Source organism: Pectobacterium colocasium (assembly GCF_020181655.1).
GTDB lineage: Bacteria > Pseudomonadota > Gammaproteobacteria > Enterobacterales > Enterobacteriaceae > Pectobacterium > Pectobacterium colocasium.
Window position 1 is genome coordinate 2,292,845 of record NZ_CP084032.1, and the last position, 20,671, is coordinate 2,313,515.

Below are 20,671 nucleotides of genomic sequence, written 5' to 3' on the forward strand. Positions count from 1 at the left end.
TGGTCGCTGCCTACTAGCCTTAGGGTGACCCATAATAATGAGGTGATGAAATGAAGAATAACAGATTACTGGTATGTATTGCGGCAGCGGGTGCTGTCATGCTGGCGGGATGTTCGGCTTATAACAAAGCAGAAAGTTATGTCAATGAGCCCGTGGTGAAAGATGTGAAAGTGGGAATGACGAAGCAGCAGGTTCACCAAATTGCCGGGAGTGGCGGTACGGAAAAACGTCTGGTGAATGCCAAAGGAACCTGTAGCGATTATCTGCTGAAAAATCGCGATGGCACCGCGCAGAACTATTTTGTGAGTTACAACGACACGGGACATGTTCTCAATAAAGGCTTCCAGAGCTGTCAGGCTTACGACACTAACCCACAGCGTTAAGTCACCTGACTGTACAATACCGTCATTAGAAAAGTGTCATAAAAAAGCGTAGGGAACGTTTTTCAACGTTGTGTAGCAACGGCCCGTAGGGTGACGAACCAGGATGTCCGTCATAAAAAAACGCCGACAGCATTAGCAGTCGGCGTTTTCTTTTGTATGACAAACGTGGCCTAGCGGTGTGTCAATTCAGCGTCATCCTGCGCATTGAAAACCGTTTTATCTGTCTGCTTCATCAACTGACTGGTGACGGTACCGGCTGTCATCGAACCGCTGACGTTAAGTGCCGTACGGCCCATATCGATAAGCGGCTCAATGGAAATCAGCAGCGCAACCAGGGTCACCGGCAGCCCCATTGCAGGCAGGACGATTAACGCGGCAAAGGTCGCGCCGCCGCCCACACCGGCTACGCCAGCGGAACTGATGGTGACGATACCGACCAGCGTTGCGATCCAGACTGGATCCAACGGGTCAATGCCGACCGTTGGGGCGACCATGACGGCCAACATGGCTGGGTAAAGCCCCGCACAGCCGTTCTGACCGATGGTTGTACCGAAAGACGCGGCAAAGCTGGCGATAGATTGCGGCACGCCAATACGGCGCGTTTGTGCCTCAATGCTGAGTGGGATCGTCGCCGCGCTGGAACGGCTGGTAAACGCGAACGTCAGCACCGGCCAGACTTTGCGGTAAAAACGTGCTGGATTGATGCCAGTGAAAGACAGAATCAGTGCATGGACCCCGAACATAATCGCCAGCCCCAGATAGGAGGCGACAACAAAGCTGCCCAGCTTGAGGATGTCTTGCAGGTTAGAACTGGCGACCATTTTGGTCATTAACGCCATGACGCCGTAAGGGGTCAATTTCATCACCAGACGAACGAGTTTCATCACCCAGGATTGCAGCGTGTCAATGGCGGTTAACACACGTTCGCCTTTCACCGCGTCATCTTTCAGCAGTTGCAGAGCCGCAACGCCCAGGAACGCCGCGAAGACGACGATGCTGATGATGGATGTCGGGTTCGCGCCAGTCAGCTCAGCAAACGGGTTTTTAGGAATGAATGACAGGATAAGTTGAGGCACGTTAAGGTCTGCAACTTTACCCGCATAGTTGTTTTCAATCGCCGTTAATCGCGCGGTTTCCTGCGCACCTTGTACCAGCCCGGTCGCCGTCAGGCCAAACAGGTTAGTCACAAAGACGCCGACCAGCGCAGAAATCAGCGTGGTGATCAATAGGGTGGAAAGGGTTAATAGACTGATTTTCCCTAATGACGACGCATTATGCAGCTTGGCAACGGAATTCAGGATGGAGATAAAGACCAGCGGCATGACGATCATCTGTAACAGCTGCACATAGCCATTACCGACGATATTAAACCATGAGATGGACTGCTTAATGACCGGGTTGTCTCCGCCATAAATCAGATGCAGCGCCAGGCCAAATAACACCCCGACAACCAAACCCAGCAACACTTTCTTTGCCAGACTCCAGGAGGCATTACGGTTGGCGTAACCAAGCCCGAGTAGTAATACGACAAATAGCAGAATATTTATGAGTAGCGGAAAATTCATCCGGCTTTGCTCCCTATCAGTGAATCGCGCCACATTGCCCGCAACCCAGCACGGCAGCGTAAGTCGGTAGGGGCAGTGTGATTTTTTGCGATAAAAAATAACAAACGCGCACAGGATAGCAGGTCTTTTGCCATCATGTTACAGAGATATGTCTATACCCGTCATACTTCAAGCCGCATGTGCGTTGGCTACGCTCACTCACCCGAATCACTTACTTAAGTAAGCTCATCGGGATGAAATGAGAGACATCCTGTCTCTCACCGAAGGCCAGCCGTTGGCTGGTCAAATTCGTTCCCGACGAATTTGTCCTTCTCTTGCCGCCTGCATGAAACTCGAATTATTTAGCAACTGTCTTGAACAACATTTTTTCATGGGGTAGCTCGATGAAAATCGTTGTCCCAAGCCTGACCCGTTTTGAGCATCGCGTTCAGAATAGTCAGAAGTTTACGCATACACGCGACAAGCGCGACTTTTTTCGGCTTACCCGCGTTCACAAGGCGGGTATAAAAATCTTTAATCACCGGATTAAAACGTGTGGCAACCAGCGCGGCCATATACAACACGCTACGTATGCTGGATCTTCCGCCAAATATTGTCCGTTTGCCACGCATTTTCCCAGAGTCCCGGTTTAAAGGGGCAACGCCTACCAGCGCACTTATCTGCCGACGGGAAAGTGTCCCCAGTTCGGGCAACTCAGCCAGAAGGGTAGAGATGGTGGTCGTCCCAATGCCTTTGACGCTGCCAAGTAAATCAGAAAGCGCTTTGAAATGGCTTTGAACATGTTTGTTCATGTCGTGGTCAATTCGAGCGAGTTCGTGTTTCAGGGCATTAATGATCGTCTTTATGCTCTTGCGGGACTGAGGGTGAGCCGAAGCAAGTCGGTTATTCTCTGCCACAAGCATGGTAACGAGTTGACGTCGCCGCGTGACGAGAGCGGCCAGAGCCTGACGTTGAATATCTGGCAGGGGTTGAATGAAACGTTCACGCTCAGGATGTCGGTCAATGACCTCAGCCATTTGCGCTAATACTTTGGCGTCAATGCGGTCGGTTTTAGCCAGATATCCCATGGCGCGAGCGAAGTCTCTTGCCTGGCGGGGATTGATAACGACGACCTCAAAACCAGCAGCTTGTAACGAACAAGCCAGTGGAGCTTCGAGTCCGCCGGTGGCCTCCATGAGGATAAGAGAAACTGAATGTTTTGCCAGTTCAGCCTGAATAGCGTCAAAGCCATCGAGGTCATTACTGGCGGAAAAGGGCGGCAATGCAGAACCCATAGCGATATCGAGGGAGGCTTTGGAAACATCAATACCGATGTGAAGTAAATCTGGCAGACTCATTTTTACCCCTCCTTGCAAATACGAAATGAGGTCAAACAACTGTTCGGGTTTCAGATGAGTGGCGCGGTTCATGCGCAATGAGCTAAATAACGGGCTTAGAAACCCCAGAGTAAAACAGGCTACATGAACCGTGCCAAACTTACATTGTCAATAATATCTAAACTTCAAGATACAAGGGTATTACGCTAGGCAACGTGGTTATTTCACGTATTGGAAGAGGTAGGTTTGCGCGGATTGCAAAAAGCGAAATGACTGCTCGTAGGTGCAGCAATTTAAATTCTTCTGCGGCTGATACAGCGAAAAACCGATACAGGCAATACACAGAAAGCGCTCTAGTTGATTGCCTTTTTGGCTGTTTAAGAGCGGTAAGCGGAAACGCCAGCGACAGGGCCAGAGCAGAGGAACGCCGGAGGGTGTCAGCATATCGGCAAGAATGTGGCTCAGATAACCGACGATCATGGCATGGTAGGCATCCGTCGGAATCGGCCAATCTGGCGGTAGGCGCGTCTGGATAAAGAAAATACCGGCGACGATGGCAAGAAGGCTGTGGGTAAATCCACGATGACCAAAGAGGCGGGCAATAGGCGCGGAAAGCCACTTCAGGCGCTGCCCGAGGACGGATTTGGGGTGGTCGATATCGGGCAGTAGCGCAGTAAGGAGTGCACCGGGGATAATGTGCCACCAGTCTCCGGTAGCCAGCGCTGGCGATAGCTCAACTTTCTTAGCCAGAATCGCGCAGGCAACAGAAAACAGCAGGTGTCCTTCCGCAGTCATGAAACGTCTCAAATAAAACTGTTATTTTATACAGTATAAGAGATTATTCCTGCCTGCGGAAGCGGTGACGGCGTAACGATTTATTTCGGCTAGGGTGTGTGACGCCTTTTATGGCGCGGCTTTCGGCTGTTCGTTGTTTACCGGTAAAACACGTAGCCAGTTGTCCAGCAGTTGAGGCCAGGCAGCGGCGGGCAGCCCTTTGGTACCGCGCAGGCCGAAACCGTGCTTACCTTTCTCAAAGAGATGCATTTCAACCGGAATCTGTTTTGCCCGCAGCGCGCTGAACATCACCAGACTGTTATCAACCGACACTGATGGATCGTCAACCGCATGCACCAGAAACGTAGGAGGCGTTTGTGCGGTAACCTGTTTCTCCGGAGAGTAACGTAGCACCTGCGCTTCCGTCGGCTGTTCGCCGATTAACTGCTTGCGCGAACCTGCATGCGCAATATCTGCCTGCATCGAAATCACGGGGTACATCAGCACCATAAAGTCAGGGCGTGCGCTTACGCTATCAATCGCATCCATCGCAGGGTAAACGGATTGCGCAAAACGGGTTCCGAGGCTGGCAGCAACATGACCACCGGCGGAGAATCCCATAATACCGATGCGCTGTGGATTAATGTGCCATTTCTCAGCGTTGGCTCTTAGTGTTCTGATGGCTCGCTGCGCATCGGCCAATGGGGCGTCAGCGCCTTCTTTATGGCCTTCACCGGGCATACGGTAGGTCATCACGAAAAGCGTATATCCCTGCTGATTAAAGAAAGGGGCCAGATCGCTGCCTTCCTTATCCAACACGACGCGTTGGTAAGAACCGCCGGGCGTGATGAGCAATGCCATGCCATTAGGCTTCTCTGCGGGATAAACGGTAATTTCGGGGCTGCGAATACCGGTTGCTGCCCGATCGGGAAGAGAAGGATCTTTACTGCGTTCGACCACTTGTGGCTGTACCGTTGACGAAGAGGCGCCCGGAGCTTCACCGTGTGGCCAGACAGGAAAAACAGGTTGGGCGCAACTGAATCCATTTACAGACATCATAATGGCCCCGACAAGCAGAGAACGAACAATCATGATAGATCACCTGACAAAGGGAAGGAGGGGAGAAATCGTTGGGCGGTGGTAAAAAAATAGGGTAGCCATCACATCGGAGAAAAAATGACCACCCTGAACCGCAAATTTTAATAAAGAAATAACATTCATACACGAAGAGGGTAAATCAGACACAGCAATTCCAACAGCTAAAACGTATGTAGCTAAATCGCAGCTAACGACACTACATGTAACAATGAAACGTAACTAACTTGCTAAACCTACGACGGACATAATAAAGAGATGTTAATGATAAAAATAAAACCGGTGAATCCATTAACACTAACATCCCTTTTGCTACCTCATAACGCTTATTTAAATAATAAGGCCGTTATTAGAAGCTGTATTGCACACCAACACGGTAACGAGTTTGACGCTCGTCCGTGTTTTTATCACCAGCAACGTTACCGATAGCCATATAAGGCTTCCAGTTTTTGTCTAATTTATAAGCCAATTTAACATCATGCTCGATTTTCCAGTTTTCTTTATCTGCTTGGAAAGCACCGGCCTTGTTAGCTTTTTTGTAATCCAGTTCGTAATCAATCTGGTAATCTTTCAGGAATTTGTAGCTAACAACTGCAGTCAGGTTGAAACCATTCTCTTGAGTACTGTTGGTAGCGCCAGTTTTATTTGTATTGCCGCTTTTTCTTAAATAGTAAGGGCGGTAGCGGAGAGAGGTTGACAGATCGTCAGTAATATTGACTTTACCACGCAGGTAAGGACGGTAGTTGTTGGAATCAGAGCTTGAATCTAAAGAGAAACCTGGTTCCAGAGAGAACGTTTTGTTGATGTTGTAAACATAGCTGGCTACCACTTCTGTACCGTTGCTGACGGTTTCATTGAATGGTTTATTTGGCGTGTTATCTGAACCAGACTGTTTCCATTTAGCTTCAGCAGATAAACCGAAACCATTAGCAAAACGGTGAGACATTGAAAGACGATCTTTATGGTCGTTTTTGACAGTATCTTGCATTTCATGACGGTAATCAATTGTTACAGCCATTGCATTCACACTAATTAATGACGTAACAGCCAGAGCTAGTAATTTAAATTTCATTGTTATATTCCCTATTGGTTTGGATATTGCTTAATAAAAACGCGCATTATGCTTTTTGGGACAAGTTCTATTTTATTTATTATTAAACTGCGTTCTGTGATCGAGATCGTCTTGAGTGACAAAAAGTAAAATGGGGTTTCAAATTGTGAGGGAGATCGAATTGAATATAGCGGTTGTTTTAATTTAAATGAAAAATCCCTGCCGTCAGTACGGCAGGGATTAATTACCGGGTAAATCTAGTACTACATTATTTCATTGCGCGTTTCAGAATACGCTCAGATTGACGCTGGAAGTATTTCGCTGCGTCTTCCACAGATTTCTGGCCGTAATCGATAGACTGGATGGTATCACCAAACAGAGAAACGATTTGCGGATCGTCGAAATAAGGAGAAACGGCAACGTCATGTGGCAGAGACAGCGCCAGTTTTAACCCGGCAACCGCTGGTGCATCGTCTTTGATGACGCCATCAGCAGTCAGCTGAGCAACAGCCGCTTTACTCAACGGAACACCACGTTCCAGACCCAGAGCCTGAGCACCTTCTTTGCTGTTCAGCAGGAAGTTGATCAACTGGGCAGATTCTTTAGGATACTTAGTCGATTTACCGATAGACAGCATCTGTGCAGGTTTGAAGAACAAGCCGGCATCTTTCGCACCTGGCAGCATTGGGTAGCTACCCAATTCCAGTTTTGCTGGTGGTTGCAGGTTGTCAGAGTACTTGGTAATGGTGGAGTTCCACATGTAAGTACCAGACCATTCGCCTGTGATCCATGGCTTCATTTCATACATGTTGCTCTTGCCGAAAGAGGCGTAGTATTTCGCATCAGGCATGACATGGCTGTCGATCAATTTCTTATACATGCCAAAGAATTCAGCCCATTGCGCATCGCTGTAGGCGAATTTTTGAGCTTTTACATCAATCGCTGGAATGTTGTATTTCTGAACCATATAAGAGTTCAGCAGCGCCAGAGAATCCTGATGTTCCAACACGATAGGATAGTATTGGTCGCCCAGTTTTTCTTTGAACACTTTACCGGCGTTCAGCAACTCGTCCCACGTTTTCGGATATTCCAGACCGGCTTTTTTCCAGCTTTCGGTGTTGAAATAGAACACGCGAGCCGTAACGGAAATTGGAATACCGTTCAGTTTGCCGTTGACCGTGGTGTTTTGCAGCTCTTTGGTTTCGAACTGGGTCAGATCCAGAGAATCTTTCACTTTGTTCAGATCGTAAAAACCATCGCCGTTTTTAGAGAAAATCGGCAGCCAGTTCCAGTTGGTCTGCATCACGTCTGGCTCGGTATTACCGGCGATCTGTGTTGTCAGACGAGACAGGTGACCATCCCAGCCAGTGTATTCCGCTTTCACGGTGATGTTTGGGTGCTGCTTATGGAACTCTTCAATGGCCTTGAGCGTCTGTTGGTGACGGCTGTTGCCGCCCCACCATGACATTCTCAATTCCACATTATCAGCGGCCAAAGACGGCATTGCCACTAACGCCAGAGATGAAGCTATTAACGTGTGTAGGATCGCTTTTTTCATCGGTTACTACTCCTGTTAAAGAGAGATATTTTTTTCTGTTTTTGCATCAAAAATATGGCATTTTTCCATATCAAACTGGAAATATACCGGACGATGCAGTCCCTTCTCGATAATCAGCCGACCTTCGTCATAAGGAATACGGCTGGTTAATTCAAAGCCATCGACTTTAATGTACATAAAGAATTCGTGGCCCATGTTTTCTACGCGAACCAGCTCACCCTGTGAGTGGCTGCCTTCAAATGGCGTATCTGACACGGAAACGTAGTCTGGACGAACGCCGAAGAATACGTCTTGTCCGATATAGCTGCGGACTTTATCTTGTTTTTCAGCACTTAACACCAGTGCGTTATTACCCACAACAACGCCAACCTGACCGTCTTTCTCAACCAGTTTGCATGGCTTGATGTTCATTTCTGGTGAACCAATGAAGCCAGCAACGAACATGTTGACAGGGTAGTGGTACAGGTTATCCGGCGTATCAACCTGCATGATGTGACCGAGTTTCATCACGCAGATACGGTCACCCATGGTCATGGCTTCAGTCTGATCGTGGGTAACATATACGCTGGTTGCCGCTTTACCGCTTTTCTTCAACTGTTTGTGCAGGTCGGAAATACGGATACGCATGGAAGCACGCAGTTTGGCATCCAGGTTTGACAACGGTTCGTCGAACAGGAACACATCTGGCTTTTTAACGATGGCGCGGCCTACGGCCACACGCTGTGCCTGACCACCAGACAACTGGCGCGGCAGACGATCCATCAGTTCTTCCAGCTCCAGGATTTTGGCCGCTTCTGCTACCTGCGCTTCGATTTGCTCTTTAGGAATTTTGCTCAGCTTCAGACCAAACGCCAGGTTCTCTTTTACCGTCATGTGAGGGTAGAGGGCGTAGTTCTGGAACACCATCGCAATCCCACGCTCTTTTGGCGCCAGATTGTTAACAACGCGTTCACCGATGCGAACTTCGCCGCCGCTAATGGTTTCCAGGCCTGCCAGCATGCGCAGCGTGGTGGATTTCGCACAGCCAGACGGGCCGACGATAACCATGAATTCGCCGTCTTTAATCGTCAGGTCGATGCCGTGAACGGCTTTGAAACCGTTGGAGTATACTTTTTCCAGTTTATTGAAAATAACTTCAGCCATGATAAATCCTCTATTAACCTTTAATTCCGCTGCTGGTCACGCCTTGTACGAAGTAGCGCTGTGCCAGGAAGAAAACAATAATGGATGGCAGAATGGAGATGCTGGACATGGCCAGGATTTCATTCCACGGAGCGCCTTCAGTAACGTCGATAGACATTTTCAGCGCCAGCGCAATCGGATATTTATCCACGCTATAAACATAAATCAGTGGACCGATGAAGTCGTTCATTGACCACATGAACTGGAACAGCGCAACAGAGATGATGGCTGGTTTCAAAATCGGCACGACCACATACCACAGAACCTGGAAAGAGTTACAGCCATCGATCTGGGCCGCTTCTTCCATATCACGTGGTACACCACGCAGGAACTGGATCAGCATGAACACAAAGAACCCTTGTGTTGCAAACGCGACCGGCAAGTACAGTGGCAGATAGCTGTTCAGCATGCCCATTTCACGGAACATGAGGTACTGAGGAATCAGTAACACGGTGCTTGGCAGCAGCATGGTGGCAATCAGCGTGGCAAACCAGAAATTCTTCCACGGAATGTCAAAGCGAGCGAAACCATAAGCCACAATCACCGAGGAGATGACGGTCAGAACCACTTTCGGAATCACATACTGGAAAGTGTTAATCATGTAGTGACCGAAATTGTATTCCGTACCGGTTTTCCAACCGTTAACGAAACCATCCCAGGTGGCGTGGGCAGGCCACAGACCCAACGTCGTGAAGATCTCGTGGTTCGGTTTGAACGACGCCGAAAACATCCACGCTAATGGATAAAGCATCAGTAAACCAACAAACAGCAGTATCACGTAGCGGATAGCGGCACTGAGTTTTTCTTTACGCAGCGTGCGGCGTACTTCTGCAGCAGCAACTTCTTGTGCTGTCGTCAGATTTGAATGCATGTCAGCCATTTTTTCCTCCTTTATCAGCGGAGTAGAACACCCAGTATTTCGACGACTTAAAGGAAATAGACGCAAATACCGCAACAACCAGGAACAGAACCCATGCCAAGGCAGCACCGTAGCCCATATCGAAATACTTGAACGCCGTATCATAGATATAGAGCGAGAACAGGTAGGTGTAGTGCGTTGGACCGCCGCCAGTGATGACGTAAGGTGCCGTAAACTCCTGGAATGCCTGAGTGGTCTGCATGATAAAGTTAAAGAAAATAACCGGCGTAATCAGTGGTACCGTTACTTTCAGGAACATTTGCCATTTGGATGCACCGTCGATCATTGCCGCTTCATACTGTGATTGCGGAACGTTCTGCAATGCAGCCAGGAAGATAACCATCGCTGAACCAAACTGCCATACGCGCAGCAGGGTTACCGACATCAGTGCCAGCGACGGTTCGCCCAGCCAGTTGATAGCGTCAAAGCCAAACACACCGAGGAAGCTGTTTAACAAGCCATCGATAGCGAACAGTGCACGCCACAGTACGGCGATTGCCACGCTGCTGCCCAAAATTGAAGGCACATAGTAAGCAGTACGGAAGAAGCCGATACCACGTAATTTGAAATTAAGTACAAACGCAATTAACAGTGCGAAGATTAATTTCAATGGAATGGTCAGAAATACATAGGCGAAGGTAACGCCCATTGATTTCCAAAAAAGGTCATCCTCCAGGAACATACGGTGATAGTTTTCTAGCCCCGTAAATTCAGGCGAATTTATCAAATCATACTCAGTAAAACTGAGGATAAATGACGAAACAAAGGGGAAAGCGGTAAAAACTATCAGCCCTATAATATAGGGGGAGATATAGGCTAACCCCAGCATTCTGTTTTCATTCATAATGCTTACCTATTGATTAATTGTGAACCATTAAAAAAATATAAAATTAAGCTGTTAATAACTCTGGATAAATTAATTCCACGTCATAAACAATTCTATTTTCCCCGTTAACGTGAAAATCACCGTGAACATATCCACCCTGTGTCAGATACGGCGGGATATCGTTTAATTTGTTGCGACAAGCGGCAACGAAAGTCAGTAAAGCCAGCGGATAGGTATCATCCAGACGAACATAACGATGCTTTGAGGAGCGAACAAACAGCCCACGATGGAAATGTTGTTCAAACAGAACGCCCGCCAGTTGCGCGGCGTAATGTGCCCAGGATTCTGATTGCTTGTGATCGGCCAGTTCGATGACGGTCAACAGCAGTAACGGGCTGGCGATGGATTGAATATCTTCTTTATTCAGTCGCGTCAGCATGGTGTTAACCAGAGCATACAGATCCTCATCACCGCTCAGACGATAAGCACGAACCAGCGGTAATAAGTAATCACCTTCTAACGCAAACGGTTTTAATTCGGTTCCTGCTTTGCCGTAATAACCATCGCGTTTAAAACGATAGCCTGTCATGTCCTGACCGTTATTCCACATCGGACGCAGCGTATTGCTGGTGACATCATAGGCGTACTGGTAGTAATTCTTTAACCCTGAAATAACCCAGTTCAGCATTTCCGCGTCGGGTTGTGTGCGCAGGATATCCAGCATTGCCAGAGGATTATCAATCAGCAGTGGGCGCATATCGCGGAACAGCACGTTGGCTTCGCGCGCGATTTCACCAAACTCTGGGCCAAACTGACGTTGTGCGCGATCGCCAAACCAGGACTGCGTCTGGTTATCGTCTTCCGGCACGGGTTGGCGCTGCTGTGGTGAACTGAACTGATATACAGGCATACCGGTTTCTGGGTTGCGCGCCAACACGTATTGGCGATAAAGGTGCTTACCCCAGGCCGCGGCGTGGCTATCGCCCGTGTATTCGGCATATTTAAACGCGGCATAAATCAGGTCTGTGCCAGCATTAACAAAAGTTAGTCCCTTTGTTAACGGCAAAACAGGCCACTGTGCAGGATCGACGACATCATGGCGAGCATGCAGGAAAACATTGGGATCGCGTTTCTTGCTGTAGTCGCCATGGCGACCCAGATCCAATGAATCCCAGTCTTCAACGTGCGCATTCCAGAAACCCTGAAAGAAATTCAGCGTCTTTTCCGCATTAACACGGTGCAATAGCGCGTAATAGGGCAGGTGGTGCTTTAATTCATGCACCTGAGCTTTGGATTCTGGGCCTTCGCCGTCCAACGTATCCAGATTAATAAAACGGTGACCGCCCCAGTAGAACAGGCCGCTGTTATCATCAACGAAGTGATCCAGGAAATATTCGCTTTGTGCGATAGCGTGCTGCTGATAACTATCATTACCGGTAACCACGCTCATGGCGCACAGCGTTCTTAACCAATTTTGCTGGCTGGCGAAATTAGAAATAGGCGCGCTGTGTCCATCAGGGAATTGCCACATCACGGGGGCATAATTTTCCACATCAAAACCGTCAGCCAATAATAACGTCGGCTGAGTTTGGCTGCGGCCTTTATCCTGAACGCAGGCAATGTGGTTATCAAGTGCAGCAACCCATTCGTCGAGCTGCGATTTCCTGCTGGTGTATAAGTTTTCAAAAATACTCATGGAGTACCTTCTTATGGAACCGTGGAACAGTTCCTTATAAATAGAAACACTGTTTTGATTGATTATATTGCGCTATTAACCTTGTCGTCATGCACGCAATATCGAAAGTGTGATCAAAGTCGGAACGTTGTTTTGATTTTTTTTAAGAAAGGATTTTAGCAGGAGAAAGAATCGTAAAAAGAGAAATAAGAACTTGAAAAATAAATAAAAAGCACAACCGAAAATTGTGCTTTTTATCGAAAGTTGGCGAAATGCCGCTAAGAAAAACTGCGCTTAGCGAGCCAGCCAGCCACCATCAACAGCAATCGTGTAACCGTTGATGTAGTCAGATGCGCTGGAAGCCAGGAATACGGCTGGGCCCATCAGGTCCTGCGGTAAGCCCCAACGACCTGCTGGGATACGATCCAGGATTTCTTTACTGCGTTCTTCATCGGCGCGCAGCTGCTGGGTATTGTTGGTCGCCATATATCCCGGCGCAATAGCGTTGACGTTGATACCGTGTTTTGCCCATTCGTTCGCCATTAAGCGAGTAACGCCCATAACGGCGCTTTTTGACGCTGTGTAAGACGGTACGCGGATACCACCCTGGAAGGACAGCATAGAAGCGATATTGATGATCTTACCGCCTTTGCCTTGTTTGATGAACTGGCGTGCAACGGTCTGAGACATGAAGAACACGCTCTTAATGTTCAGGTTCATTACGTCGTCCCAGTTTTTCTCACTGAAATCGATCGCATCTTCACGACGGATGATACCGGCGTTGTTGACCAGAATGTCAACGTGGCCAAATTCAGCAACGGCTTTCTCTACCAGCTCTGCATGACCAGAGACATTGCTCATGTCGGCGGTCAGGCTAAGGAAACGGCGTCCCAATGCAGTGACTTTTTCGATGGTGTCTTTTGGCTCAACGATGTTGACGCCGACGATATCACAACCTGCCTGTGCCAGACCGATAGCCATACCTTGACCCAAACCCGTATCACAACCTGTGATAAGAGCGACTTTACCTTGCAAATCAAAAGAATTTAAAATCATATCTGTAATCTCTCTATAAGCGACAATACTTAGTCGTTAGCTGTTACTGTAGGGAACACCGGTAATTCCGGTAGAAAGCGATTAACGTAACTCGCTAACCTTGACGTGATCCATGTCACCGAAAACCTGATTCTCGCCAACCATGCCCCAGATGAAGGTGTAGCATCTGGTGCCAACACCGGAATCAATCGACCAGCTCGGTGAAATCACCGTCTGCTCGTTTTTATAACCATTTCATTTTTATCACTCAGTGATGGGCTTCCTACGGTGCCCATCATGCTCTTGACGCCAAAATTGTGTCTGGCGAAAGCGCCGGGCGAAACAGATGATGTCGCGTGGCAGTGACAACGTCACCTGTTCCTCAACATGCCCGGTTCTTTCGTGTTATGCGGGATGATAGTTTGGATGGGATGTGAATTCAATAAAAATGAAATAATGTTTTATTTATTTCTTGAGGGCCGTCATGGTTTTGCTTATTTTATGTTTCTTCTGGTACTGATGTGGCTAAAATGTCGCAATCCATAGTCATACACTCGTTGTCGTGCACGGTTTGTTGACGCAATAGAAGGTATGGGCAATACAAGCGTTAGAGGAGAGATGATGATGAGAAGATACTTTATTGATGATGAAACGCCATGGGAAGAGTTGGGCGGTGGCATTAAACGCAAGATCATGACTTGGACTGATGAACTGATGATGGTGCTTGTCCATTTTGATAAAGGTGCGATTGGTACGCCTCACTTCCATGAGATTCACGATCAGATTGCTTATGTTGCCGCAGGCAGCTTTGAAGTGGTGATCGAGGGCGAGAAGCGTATTCTGAAAACTGGCGACGCTTATCTGGCGGTGAAAAACGAGATGCACGGTGTCGTTTCGCTGGAAGACGGCAGCGTCTTGATCGATACGTTTTCGCCTAAGCGCGCTGACTTCCTGTAATACCTCAAAGCGTGGCCAGTTGTTGGCTGGTCACGCTTTCGTACTCTCTAACCACATCCGCTTTTCTATTTTCCTGCTTTTTATGCCTGCACTAAATGCTTTTCGGTTAGCTGAGTCAGCGAGTCCAGCTTATGATCTGCCAGTACCCAACGTGCGTCAGCGCGGAACTCCGCCTGTGGAATAACGATTGAACGCATGCGTGCTGCCTTGGTAGCGATCATCCCGTTCACTGAATCTTCCAGCGTCACGCATTGCGTAGGGGAAACGCCAAGTGCATCCGCGGCATTCAAATAGACTTCGGGATGAGGTTTGCTATAGGGCAGCGTCTCGGCGGACATTAAGACATCAAAGTAGTGCTCCAGATTAAACATTTTCAGCACCTGCTGCTGCATGTGGAGCGGCGAAGCGGAAGCCAGACCAATTTTGAGATTCTGCGCACGGCACAATTTCAGAGCATGTTCGACGCCGGGCAGAAGCGGGCGCTGTTCGGCAACGAGCTCGATGGCGCGATCGATAATACGGCGGACAACTTCATCCCGACTGAGTGTTGCCCAGGGGGAGAGCTGATACCACAGTTCGACAACCATATCGATGCGCAGGCCTAGCGTATCTTTCATTGACTGCCGTAACGAAATATCTACGCCCAGCGAGGCGATCACTTCCAGTTCTGCTTGATCCCACAGCGGTTCTGAATCAATCAGCAGCCCATCCATATCGAAAATCGCCGCGCGTAGAGAAGAATCAAAGGACATACCACTGGCTCCGTCAGCAAAGAAAAAGAAGATTTAGTGGTAAACTATACCCTAAAGAAGGTGGCCGATCAGGCGGTGTGGGAGATAAAGAGTTGACTGCACGCAAACTTACAGTAGGCTACCCGTCGTACTAAAACGATATATTACCGATGTTGCGTCGCTAAGAAGGGGTTCTCATGACGTATCAACAGGCTGGCCGTATTGCCGTCGTTAAACGCATTGCCGGATGGATCCTTTTTATTCCCGCGCTGCTTTCAACGCTCGTCTCGCTGGCTAACTATCTTTACGCGTATACCCAGAAAAAACAGGGTATTGACGCGGTTCTCCTGGATTTTCTGCATTTGATGGTCGACATGGTGCGTTTTAATACGCCTTTCCTGAATATTTTTTGGTTCAACTCGCCGGTACCGGATTTTACGCGCTTTTTCAGTGCCGCGACGCTGATGTTTTGGCTGATCTACATCCTGATTTTTATTGGTCTGGCATTGCAGGTTTCGGGTGCCCGGATGTCTCGTCAGGCTAAAGCAATAAAGGAAGGTATTGAAGATCAACTGATTCTGGAAAAGATGAAAGGGGATGACGGGAACACGCGTGAGACGCTGGAGTCACGTGTCATCGTTCCAGGACACACGATTTTTGTGCAATTCTTTCCGCTTTATATCCTGCCGGTGATTATTGCTGGCGTTGGCTATCTGGTATTGCGTTTATTAGGGTTGCCCGTCTGAGTAATCGTCTGGCGCAAAGTCTGCGCCAGACGTTGAAACATCCTTCCTACCGTAGATCCAACGGCTTGCATTAACTCAAGAGTTGTCGCTCGATGAGCTGCTGCGCCTCAACGATGTGTTTACCGCCGAAAAGATTGGCGCGGTTAAGCAGGTAATAAATCTGGTAAATGGGTTGGCGATCGATAAAGCCTTTATCCAATGGCCACACGTTTTGGTAGCCATCATAAATCTGTGCGGGCAGGGCTGGGTAGCGCGGCAGCATCGCTAAGTCACATTCCCTGTCCCCCCAATAGCAGGCCGGATCGAACAGATAAGCACCATCTTGACTATTCGCGCAGTTATCTGGCCACAAGTCACCGTGCAAGAGCGACGGTTGTGGCTGATGCCCCGCGAGGCGTTCCTCAACGCGTGCGATCAGTGTTTCAATGTGACCAAAGTGCATCCCTTTCTCCGCAGCCAACTGTAACTGCCACCCAATTCGCTGTTCGGCAAAAAAGGTCGCCCAGCGCCGCTGCCAGCTGTTTGGCTGAGGCGTTGTTGAGAGGTCGTTGTCGAAATCCAGCCCAAATTGCGGCTGGTCGCTCCACTGATGCAGGCGAGCTAACTGTTCGCCCAGACACCAGGCGCTGTGGGCATCCAACGGTTTAACGGGCAGGTATTGCAGAAGCAGGAAGCTGTGATCGCGTGAACTACCGACACCGTAAACAGCGGGCACTCGCACGGTATTGCTGCGGCTCAGCAGGTGAAGCTGATCGGCTTCAGCAGTGAATTTGGCCAGCATTTCACGACTATCGCATTTCACGAAAACATCGTGCTCGCCATAACGGACATACCAGGCTGGATGTATTTCACCACCGGACAACTCGCGGTGTTCCTGAATTTCTGCAGTACCGTGATGCTCTTCCAAAAGTCGGCTGATAGCTTGCCACATAAGGTCATCCTCCCGTTGATGTTGCCCGATACCCTGCTATTCACTGGGATGATTCGCTTACGGTAACCCATTGAGCGTAATAAAAATGGAATCTACAGCACAGTGATAACCGATAGGCGGTGATAGCGAAAAACAAGTATAGACGGAATTAAAAATAACGGAGTTAGGATGGCGCTCAATCCTCAGGATGAAGCAATAAATCGGTATGAATGACGTAACCGATGCTTGATTTCCGGTTACGTCATGTTAAGTAGAAGAAAAACAGCGGGGATTACAGTGCGTCAGTGACAACCTGAGAGCTAGCCTGGCGACGTAGTTTAAGCTGGTGGTACGTCAGCGCCAGCGTAAAGAACAGAGCCTGAACGATGACGATACAAGGGCCCGTCGCGCCATCAATATAGAAACTGATCAGGGTGCCAGCAATACAAGAAATGACGGAAACCAGCGTAGCGACAAGCACCATACGCTCGAAGCGCTTACAGACCATGAAGGCAATAATGCCCGGCGCAATCAGCATCGCGATCACCAGAATAACGCCGACGGCCTGCAATGATGCAACGATAGTCATTGCCAACAGGCTTAATAACCCGTAGTGCAGCAGCTTAACGGGCAGGCCAATGACGCGGGCATGATTGGGATCGAAGCAGTACAGCATGAAATCTCGCCGTTTTAGCAACATGATCGCTAACGTCACCCCGGCAATCAGTAAGATTTGCGTCAGCTCTTGTTGAGTGATGCCCAGCACATTACCAAACAGGATATGGTTCAGGTGCTGATCGGTATCGATGCGCGCAAACATGACGAGCCCCAGCGCAAACATACCGGAAAAGATGATCCCCATTACCGTGTCTTCTTTGACTCGACTGTGCTCTTTCACGTATCCCGTTGCTATCGCACAAAAAATGCCGGAAACAAAAGCCCCGATAACCAACGGGATCCCCAGTAAAAAGGCGACAACGATACCGGGCAGCACGGCGTGGGAAATGGCATCACCCATTAGCGACCAGCCTTTCAGCACCAGATAGCACGACAGCACCGCGCAAACCGTACCTGTGACGACGGCGGCGAGTAGAGCACGCTGCATGAACGGATAGGATAGGGGATCGATTAACCAGCTTATTAGCGTCATAACGCATCTCCTGATTGATCGCGTAGCCGCAGGCGGCGCGAAGCCAGTAACCCATGTTTTGGCGCAAAAACAAACGCCAGCAAGAAGACAAGGGTTTGCAGTGTGACAATCACGCCACCGGTTGCGCCATCGAGGAAAAAGCTCAGATACGCACCCACGGCGCTGGTGATCGCCCCAAGTGCAATCGATATCACCACCAGACGCCCAAACCGATCGGTGAGTAAATACGCGGTGGCGCCCGGTGTAATCACCATCGCGATCACCAAAATCGCCCCGACCGTTTGCAACGCCGCGACAGTACAAGCACTCAGCAGCGTAAAGAACAAAATTTTCAGCTTCAGCGGAGAAAGGCCAATCGAACGGGCGTGGTTCTCATCAAAAAATACGGCCAGCAGATCTTTCCATAGCAGGCAAAGAATTACGAACGTCACGCCGATGATGATTTCAACTTGCAGGATATCTTCGTCGGCAATGCCCAAGATATTGCCGAAAATGATGGACTGTACATTAACCGATGTCGGGTTGAGCGAAATAATCAGCAGGCCGACAGCGAAAAACGTTGAGAAAATAAAACCGATAATCGCATCTTCGCGCAATCGGGTTATGTGACGGATCAGCGTCATTGCCAGTGCGGCGAGCATACCGGTAAAAAATGCACCGGCAGCGTAGGGGAGGCCTAATGCATAGGCACCGGCGACACCCGGTACGACGGAGTGAGAGAGCGCATCGCCCATCAGCGACCAGCCTTTCAGCATCAGGTATGCTGAAAGAAAAGCGCATACGCCGCCGACAATGGCGCTGACCCAGATCGCTTTGACCATGTAGTTATAGCTGAATGGCTGCAACAGGATATCGATCATCAGGGCTTTTTCTCCTCCGGTATGGCGCGTGACGCCGGAGGGTCGCTCTTGGTCGAACCATAGAATACGGCTGGACGCTCATCGTCTGTTAACACCGTCACTGAACGGACGTCATCGTCATCATGCAGATGAGAGCCTCCGAGGTTGATGTGTCGTAGAACGCCACCGAATGTTTTTTCCAAATTGCTCTGAGTAAAGGTGCTGTGCGTGGGGCCTGCGGCTAATACGGTACGATTGACTAAAATAACGTTGTCACAAAACTCTGGAACGCTACCGAGATTATGGGTTGCCACCAGTATCAAATGGCCTTCATCACGCAAGGTGCGCAGCAGATCGATAATCGCGTTCTCCGTTTTAACGTCGACGCCGGTGAAAGGCTCATCCAGCAGTAATACGCTGCCTTGCTGAGCCAGCGCCCGCGCCAGAAATACGCGTTTTTTCTGACCACCGGACAGTTCGCCGATCTGGCGATGTTGCAGCGTCGATAGCCCGACGCGCTCCAGCGATTCCGCCACAATGGCACGGTCTTGCTTACTCGGGATGCGCAGAAAATTCATCCGTCCGTAGCGCCCCATCATGACGACGTCGGAAACCAGAACGGGAAAATTCCAGTCCACATCTTCTGTTTGGGGAACATAAGCAACCAGATTCTGTTTCAGCGCCTGATAGATAGGTTGCTGGTTGAGCAATACCTGCCCTGAGGTTGGCTTGACCAACCCCATGATGCTTTTGAACAACGTTGATTTCCCACTGCCGTTGACGCCAACCAGGGCGCAAATCGTACCGCCGGTCAGGGAAAACGAGGCGTGGCGAATAGCCTGATGCCCGTTGCTGTAAGTAACCGAAACATCATTGACGTCTAATGACTGTACTGCTCGATCGCTACTCATTGATTAAATCCTTTCGCGATGGTTTCCACCGTCACTTGTAACAGGTCGATATAGGTTGGCACAGGGCCTTTTTCTGTAGACAGCGAATCAACATACAGCACGCCACCATATTTCGCTCCCGTTTCTTTACTCACCTGTTTTGCTGGTTTATCGGAAACCGTGCTTTCGCTGAAGACCACAGGGATAGCCTTCTCACGCACGGTATCGATAACCCGACGTACCTGCTGCGGCGACCCTTGCTCGTCGGCATTGATTGGCCAGAGATAGACTTCATTGAACTGATAATCCTTCGCCAGATAGCTGAATGCGCCTTCACTGGTGACTAACCAGCGTTGCTGTTCTGGGATGCGGGAGAGACGTTCACGTAGCGGTTCGTCGAGAGCCTTAATTTTTTCTGCGTAGGCTTTGGCGTTACGGTTATACGTCTCGGCATTGGCGGGATCGGCTTGCACCAGGCCTTTGCGGATATTTTCAATATAGATTAATGCATTGGAGGGAGACATCCAGGCATGTGGGTTTGGGTTGCCATTATAGGCACCTTCACGGATCGGAAGTGGCGTTATGCCTTCAGTTACCACGACGGCAGGCACATTTTTTACGTTTTCGAAAAAGCGCGTAAACCAGCGTTCAAGATTCATGCCGTTCCACAGCACCAACTGCGCAGACTGTGTTTTTACAATATCGCGCGGTGTCGGTTGATAATCATGAATCTCTGCACCGGGCTTGGTGATGGACTCGACCGTTGCGGCATCGCCAGCGATATTCTGTGCGATATCCTGAATGATGGTAAAGGTGGTGATGACTTTAAGCTTTTCAGCCGCCTGAGCGGAGGCGTTGGCTAAAAGCAGTAAGATGCACGGTAGCGCAATGCGGCGGAACAGAGCAGGTAAACGGGCGTGAAAACCAATCATGCGGATATCCTTACAAACCGTGGAAGTGTTACTTGAGAATAATTATCAATATCATTTAAGTCAAGAGGCAGAGAAGGGCGGAGAGTCAATAGTGGAGGGTGTCTCATGACACAAGAAATCACTGTTCGCAGGCTCGT

The 20,671-nt window shown here is 49.2% G+C and carries 20 protein-coding genes and 1 pseudogene; 3 read left to right on the top strand and 18 right to left on the bottom strand.

Translation table 11 applies throughout. From position 1 onward, the window contains the following. The first annotated feature begins 50 nt into the window (after positions 1-50). Complete coding sequence (osmE, locus tag LCF41_RS10320; RefSeq protein WP_225087967.1) at positions 51-383, top strand: osmotically-inducible lipoprotein OsmE; 333 nt, start codon at positions 51-53, stop codon at positions 381-383. A 170-nt stretch (positions 384-553) separates the two neighbouring features. On the opposite strand, the gene LCF41_RS10325 is transcribed toward osmE, so the two are convergent. From LCF41_RS10325 to LCF41_RS10380, 12 genes and pseudogenes are all read right to left on the bottom strand, one after another. Beyond that, positions 554-1,948 carry an L-cystine transporter gene (locus LCF41_RS10325; protein ID WP_225087968.1) on the bottom strand — a complete coding sequence of 465 codons (1,395 nt, stop codon included), beginning with the start codon at positions 1,946-1,948 and terminating at the stop codon, positions 554-556. Positions 1,949-2,316: 368 nt separating this feature from the next. Continuing rightward, complete coding sequence (locus LCF41_RS10330) at positions 2,317-3,285, bottom strand: IS110 family RNA-guided transposase (protein ID WP_225087970.1); 969 nt, start codon at positions 3,283-3,285, stop codon at positions 2,317-2,319. A gap of 198 nt (positions 3,286-3,483) precedes the next feature. Continuing rightward, positions 3,484-4,059: a metal-dependent hydrolase gene (locus tag LCF41_RS10335; protein WP_225087971.1), complete on the bottom strand. Its 576-nt coding sequence runs from the start codon at positions 4,057-4,059 to the stop codon at positions 3,484-3,486. Between the two features lie 108 nt (positions 4,060-4,167). Beyond that, the gene (gene paeX / locus LCF41_RS10340) at positions 4,168-5,130 is read right to left on the bottom strand and encodes a pectin acetylesterase PaeX (protein WP_225087972.1); all 963 of its coding nucleotides are present in this window, start codon (positions 5,128-5,130) and stop codon (positions 4,168-4,170) included. 352 nt (positions 5,131-5,482) lie between these two features. Next, on the bottom strand, positions 5,483-6,205 hold the full coding sequence (locus LCF41_RS10345) for an oligogalacturonate-specific porin KdgM family protein (RefSeq protein WP_225087973.1): 723 nt from the start codon (positions 6,203-6,205) through the stop codon (positions 5,483-5,485). Between the two features lie 247 nt (positions 6,206-6,452). Next, positions 6,453-7,742 (bottom strand): ABC transporter substrate-binding protein, encoded by a 1,290-nt coding sequence (locus LCF41_RS10350; RefSeq protein WP_225087974.1) that lies wholly within the window; start codon positions 7,740-7,742, stop codon positions 6,453-6,455. 15 nt (positions 7,743-7,757) lie between these two features. Beyond that, entirely contained in the window at positions 7,758-8,885 is a 1,128-nt protein-coding gene (locus LCF41_RS10355; RefSeq protein ID WP_015840145.1) for an ABC transporter ATP-binding protein, read from the bottom strand. A 13-nt stretch (positions 8,886-8,898) separates the two neighbouring features. Continuing rightward, positions 8,899-9,804 (bottom strand): carbohydrate ABC transporter permease, encoded by a 906-nt coding sequence (locus tag LCF41_RS10360; protein ID WP_010299968.1) that lies wholly within the window; start codon positions 9,802-9,804, stop codon positions 8,899-8,901. Next, positions 9,797-10,687, bottom strand: a complete 891-nt coding sequence (locus LCF41_RS10365; protein WP_180741115.1) for a carbohydrate ABC transporter permease — start codon at positions 10,685-10,687, stop codon at positions 9,797-9,799. The genes LCF41_RS10360 and LCF41_RS10365 overlap by 8 nt, the downstream gene beginning before the upstream one ends. A gap of 46 nt (positions 10,688-10,733) precedes the next feature. Then, complete coding sequence (gene pelW / locus LCF41_RS10370) at positions 10,734-12,365, bottom strand: pectate disaccharide-lyase PelW (protein WP_225087975.1); 1,632 nt, start codon at positions 12,363-12,365, stop codon at positions 10,734-10,736. A 273-nt stretch (positions 12,366-12,638) separates the two neighbouring features. After that, positions 12,639-13,400 carry a 2-dehydro-3-deoxy-D-gluconate 5-dehydrogenase KduD gene (gene kduD, locus LCF41_RS10375; protein WP_180741113.1) on the bottom strand — a complete coding sequence of 254 codons (762 nt, stop codon included), beginning with the start codon at positions 13,398-13,400 and terminating at the stop codon, positions 12,639-12,641. 81 nt (positions 13,401-13,481) lie between these two features. Beyond that, a pseudogene (locus tag LCF41_RS10380) lies at positions 13,482-13,622 on the bottom strand (5-dehydro-4-deoxy-D-glucuronate isomerase); the annotation flags it as partial. 381 nt (positions 13,623-14,003) lie between these two features. On the opposite strand from LCF41_RS10380, the gene LCF41_RS10385 reads away from it, so the two are divergent. Continuing rightward, a complete protein-coding gene (locus LCF41_RS10385; protein WP_180741437.1) occupies positions 14,004-14,336 on the top strand; it encodes a cupin domain-containing protein in 333 nt (110 codons plus the stop codon). An 80-nt stretch (positions 14,337-14,416) separates the two neighbouring features. Here the strand turns inward: LCF41_RS10385 and hxpB are convergent, their stop codons facing one another. Continuing rightward, on the bottom strand, positions 14,417-15,088 hold the full coding sequence (gene hxpB, locus LCF41_RS10390) for a hexitol phosphatase HxpB (protein WP_225087976.1): 672 nt from the start codon (positions 15,086-15,088) through the stop codon (positions 14,417-14,419). A gap of 176 nt (positions 15,089-15,264) precedes the next feature. On the opposite strand from hxpB, the gene LCF41_RS10395 reads away from it, so the two are divergent. Beyond that, a complete protein-coding gene (locus LCF41_RS10395) occupies positions 15,265-15,813 on the top strand; it encodes a YniB family protein (RefSeq protein WP_225087977.1) in 549 nt (182 codons plus the stop codon). Between the two features lie 70 nt (positions 15,814-15,883). Here LCF41_RS10395 and LCF41_RS10400 read toward each other — a convergent pair whose 3' ends face one another. The 5 genes from LCF41_RS10400 to LCF41_RS10420 all read right to left on the bottom strand — a co-directional run bounded on the left by LCF41_RS10400 (position 15,884) and on the right by LCF41_RS10420 (position 20,534). Continuing rightward, a complete protein-coding gene (locus LCF41_RS10400; RefSeq protein WP_225087979.1) occupies positions 15,884-16,744 on the bottom strand; it encodes a fructosamine kinase family protein in 861 nt (286 codons plus the stop codon). Between the two features lie 271 nt (positions 16,745-17,015). Beyond that, positions 17,016-17,873 carry a metal ABC transporter permease gene (locus LCF41_RS10405; protein WP_225087980.1) on the bottom strand — a complete coding sequence of 286 codons (858 nt, stop codon included), beginning with the start codon at positions 17,871-17,873 and terminating at the stop codon, positions 17,016-17,018. Continuing rightward, a complete protein-coding gene (locus LCF41_RS10410; RefSeq protein ID WP_225087983.1) occupies positions 17,870-18,733 on the bottom strand; it encodes a metal ABC transporter permease in 864 nt (287 codons plus the stop codon). The genes LCF41_RS10405 and LCF41_RS10410 overlap by 4 nt, the downstream gene beginning before the upstream one ends. Beyond that, positions 18,733-19,623 carry a manganese/iron ABC transporter ATP-binding protein gene (locus LCF41_RS10415; RefSeq protein ID WP_225087985.1) on the bottom strand — a complete coding sequence of 297 codons (891 nt, stop codon included), beginning with the start codon at positions 19,621-19,623 and terminating at the stop codon, positions 18,733-18,735. The genes LCF41_RS10410 and LCF41_RS10415 overlap by 1 nt, the downstream gene beginning before the upstream one ends. Beyond that, the gene (locus LCF41_RS10420) at positions 19,620-20,534 is read right to left on the bottom strand and encodes a metal ABC transporter substrate-binding protein (protein ID WP_225087986.1); all 915 of its coding nucleotides are present in this window, start codon (positions 20,532-20,534) and stop codon (positions 19,620-19,622) included. The genes LCF41_RS10415 and LCF41_RS10420 overlap by 4 nt, the downstream gene beginning before the upstream one ends. Between the last annotated feature and the right edge of the window lie 137 nt (positions 20,535-20,671).

Excerpts from the sequence above, each read along its gene's own strand:
- osmE (WP_225087967.1), top strand. The coding sequence starts at position 51 with ATGAAGAATAACAGATTACTGGTATGTATTGCGGCAGCGGGTGCTGTC.
- LCF41_RS10325 (WP_225087968.1), bottom strand. The coding sequence starts at position 1,948 with ATGAATTTTCCGCTACTCATAAATATTCTGCTATTTGTCGTATTACTA.
- LCF41_RS10330 (WP_225087970.1), bottom strand. The coding sequence starts at position 3,285 with ATGAGTCTGCCAGATTTACTTCACATCGGTATTGATGTTTCCAAAGCC.
- LCF41_RS10335 (WP_225087971.1), bottom strand. The coding sequence starts at position 4,059 with ATGACTGCGGAAGGACACCTGCTGTTTTCTGTTGCCTGCGCGATTCTG.
- paeX (WP_225087972.1), bottom strand. The coding sequence starts at position 5,130 with ATGATTGTTCGTTCTCTGCTTGTCGGGGCCATTATGATGTCTGTAAAT.
- LCF41_RS10345 (WP_225087973.1), bottom strand. The coding sequence starts at position 6,205 with ATGAAATTTAAATTACTAGCTCTGGCTGTTACGTCATTAATTAGTGTG.
- LCF41_RS10350 (WP_225087974.1), bottom strand. The coding sequence starts at position 7,742 with ATGAAAAAAGCGATCCTACACACGTTAATAGCTTCATCTCTGGCGTTA.
- LCF41_RS10355 (WP_015840145.1), bottom strand. The coding sequence starts at position 8,885 with ATGGCTGAAGTTATTTTCAATAAACTGGAAAAAGTATACTCCAACGGT.
- LCF41_RS10360 (WP_010299968.1), bottom strand. The coding sequence starts at position 9,804 with ATGGCTGACATGCATTCAAATCTGACGACAGCACAAGAAGTTGCTGCT.
- LCF41_RS10365 (WP_180741115.1), bottom strand. The coding sequence starts at position 10,687 with ATGAATGAAAACAGAATGCTGGGGTTAGCCTATATCTCCCCCTATATT.
- pelW (WP_225087975.1), bottom strand. The coding sequence starts at position 12,365 with ATGAGTATTTTTGAAAACTTATACACCAGCAGGAAATCGCAGCTCGAC.
- kduD (WP_180741113.1), bottom strand. The coding sequence starts at position 13,400 with ATGATTTTAAATTCTTTTGATTTGCAAGGTAAAGTCGCTCTTATCACA.
- LCF41_RS10385 (WP_180741437.1), top strand. The coding sequence starts at position 14,004 with ATGAGAAGATACTTTATTGATGATGAAACGCCATGGGAAGAGTTGGGC.
- hxpB (WP_225087976.1), bottom strand. The coding sequence starts at position 15,088 with ATGTCCTTTGATTCTTCTCTACGCGCGGCGATTTTCGATATGGATGGG.
- LCF41_RS10395 (WP_225087977.1), top strand. The coding sequence starts at position 15,265 with ATGACGTATCAACAGGCTGGCCGTATTGCCGTCGTTAAACGCATTGCC.
- LCF41_RS10400 (WP_225087979.1), bottom strand. The coding sequence starts at position 16,744 with ATGTGGCAAGCTATCAGCCGACTTTTGGAAGAGCATCACGGTACTGCA.
- LCF41_RS10405 (WP_225087980.1), bottom strand. The coding sequence starts at position 17,873 with ATGACGCTAATAAGCTGGTTAATCGATCCCCTATCCTATCCGTTCATG.
- LCF41_RS10410 (WP_225087983.1), bottom strand. The coding sequence starts at position 18,733 with ATGATCGATATCCTGTTGCAGCCATTCAGCTATAACTACATGGTCAAA.
- LCF41_RS10415 (WP_225087985.1), bottom strand. The coding sequence starts at position 19,623 with ATGAGTAGCGATCGAGCAGTACAGTCATTAGACGTCAATGATGTTTCG.
- LCF41_RS10420 (WP_225087986.1), bottom strand. The coding sequence starts at position 20,534 with ATGATTGGTTTTCACGCCCGTTTACCTGCTCTGTTCCGCCGCATTGCG.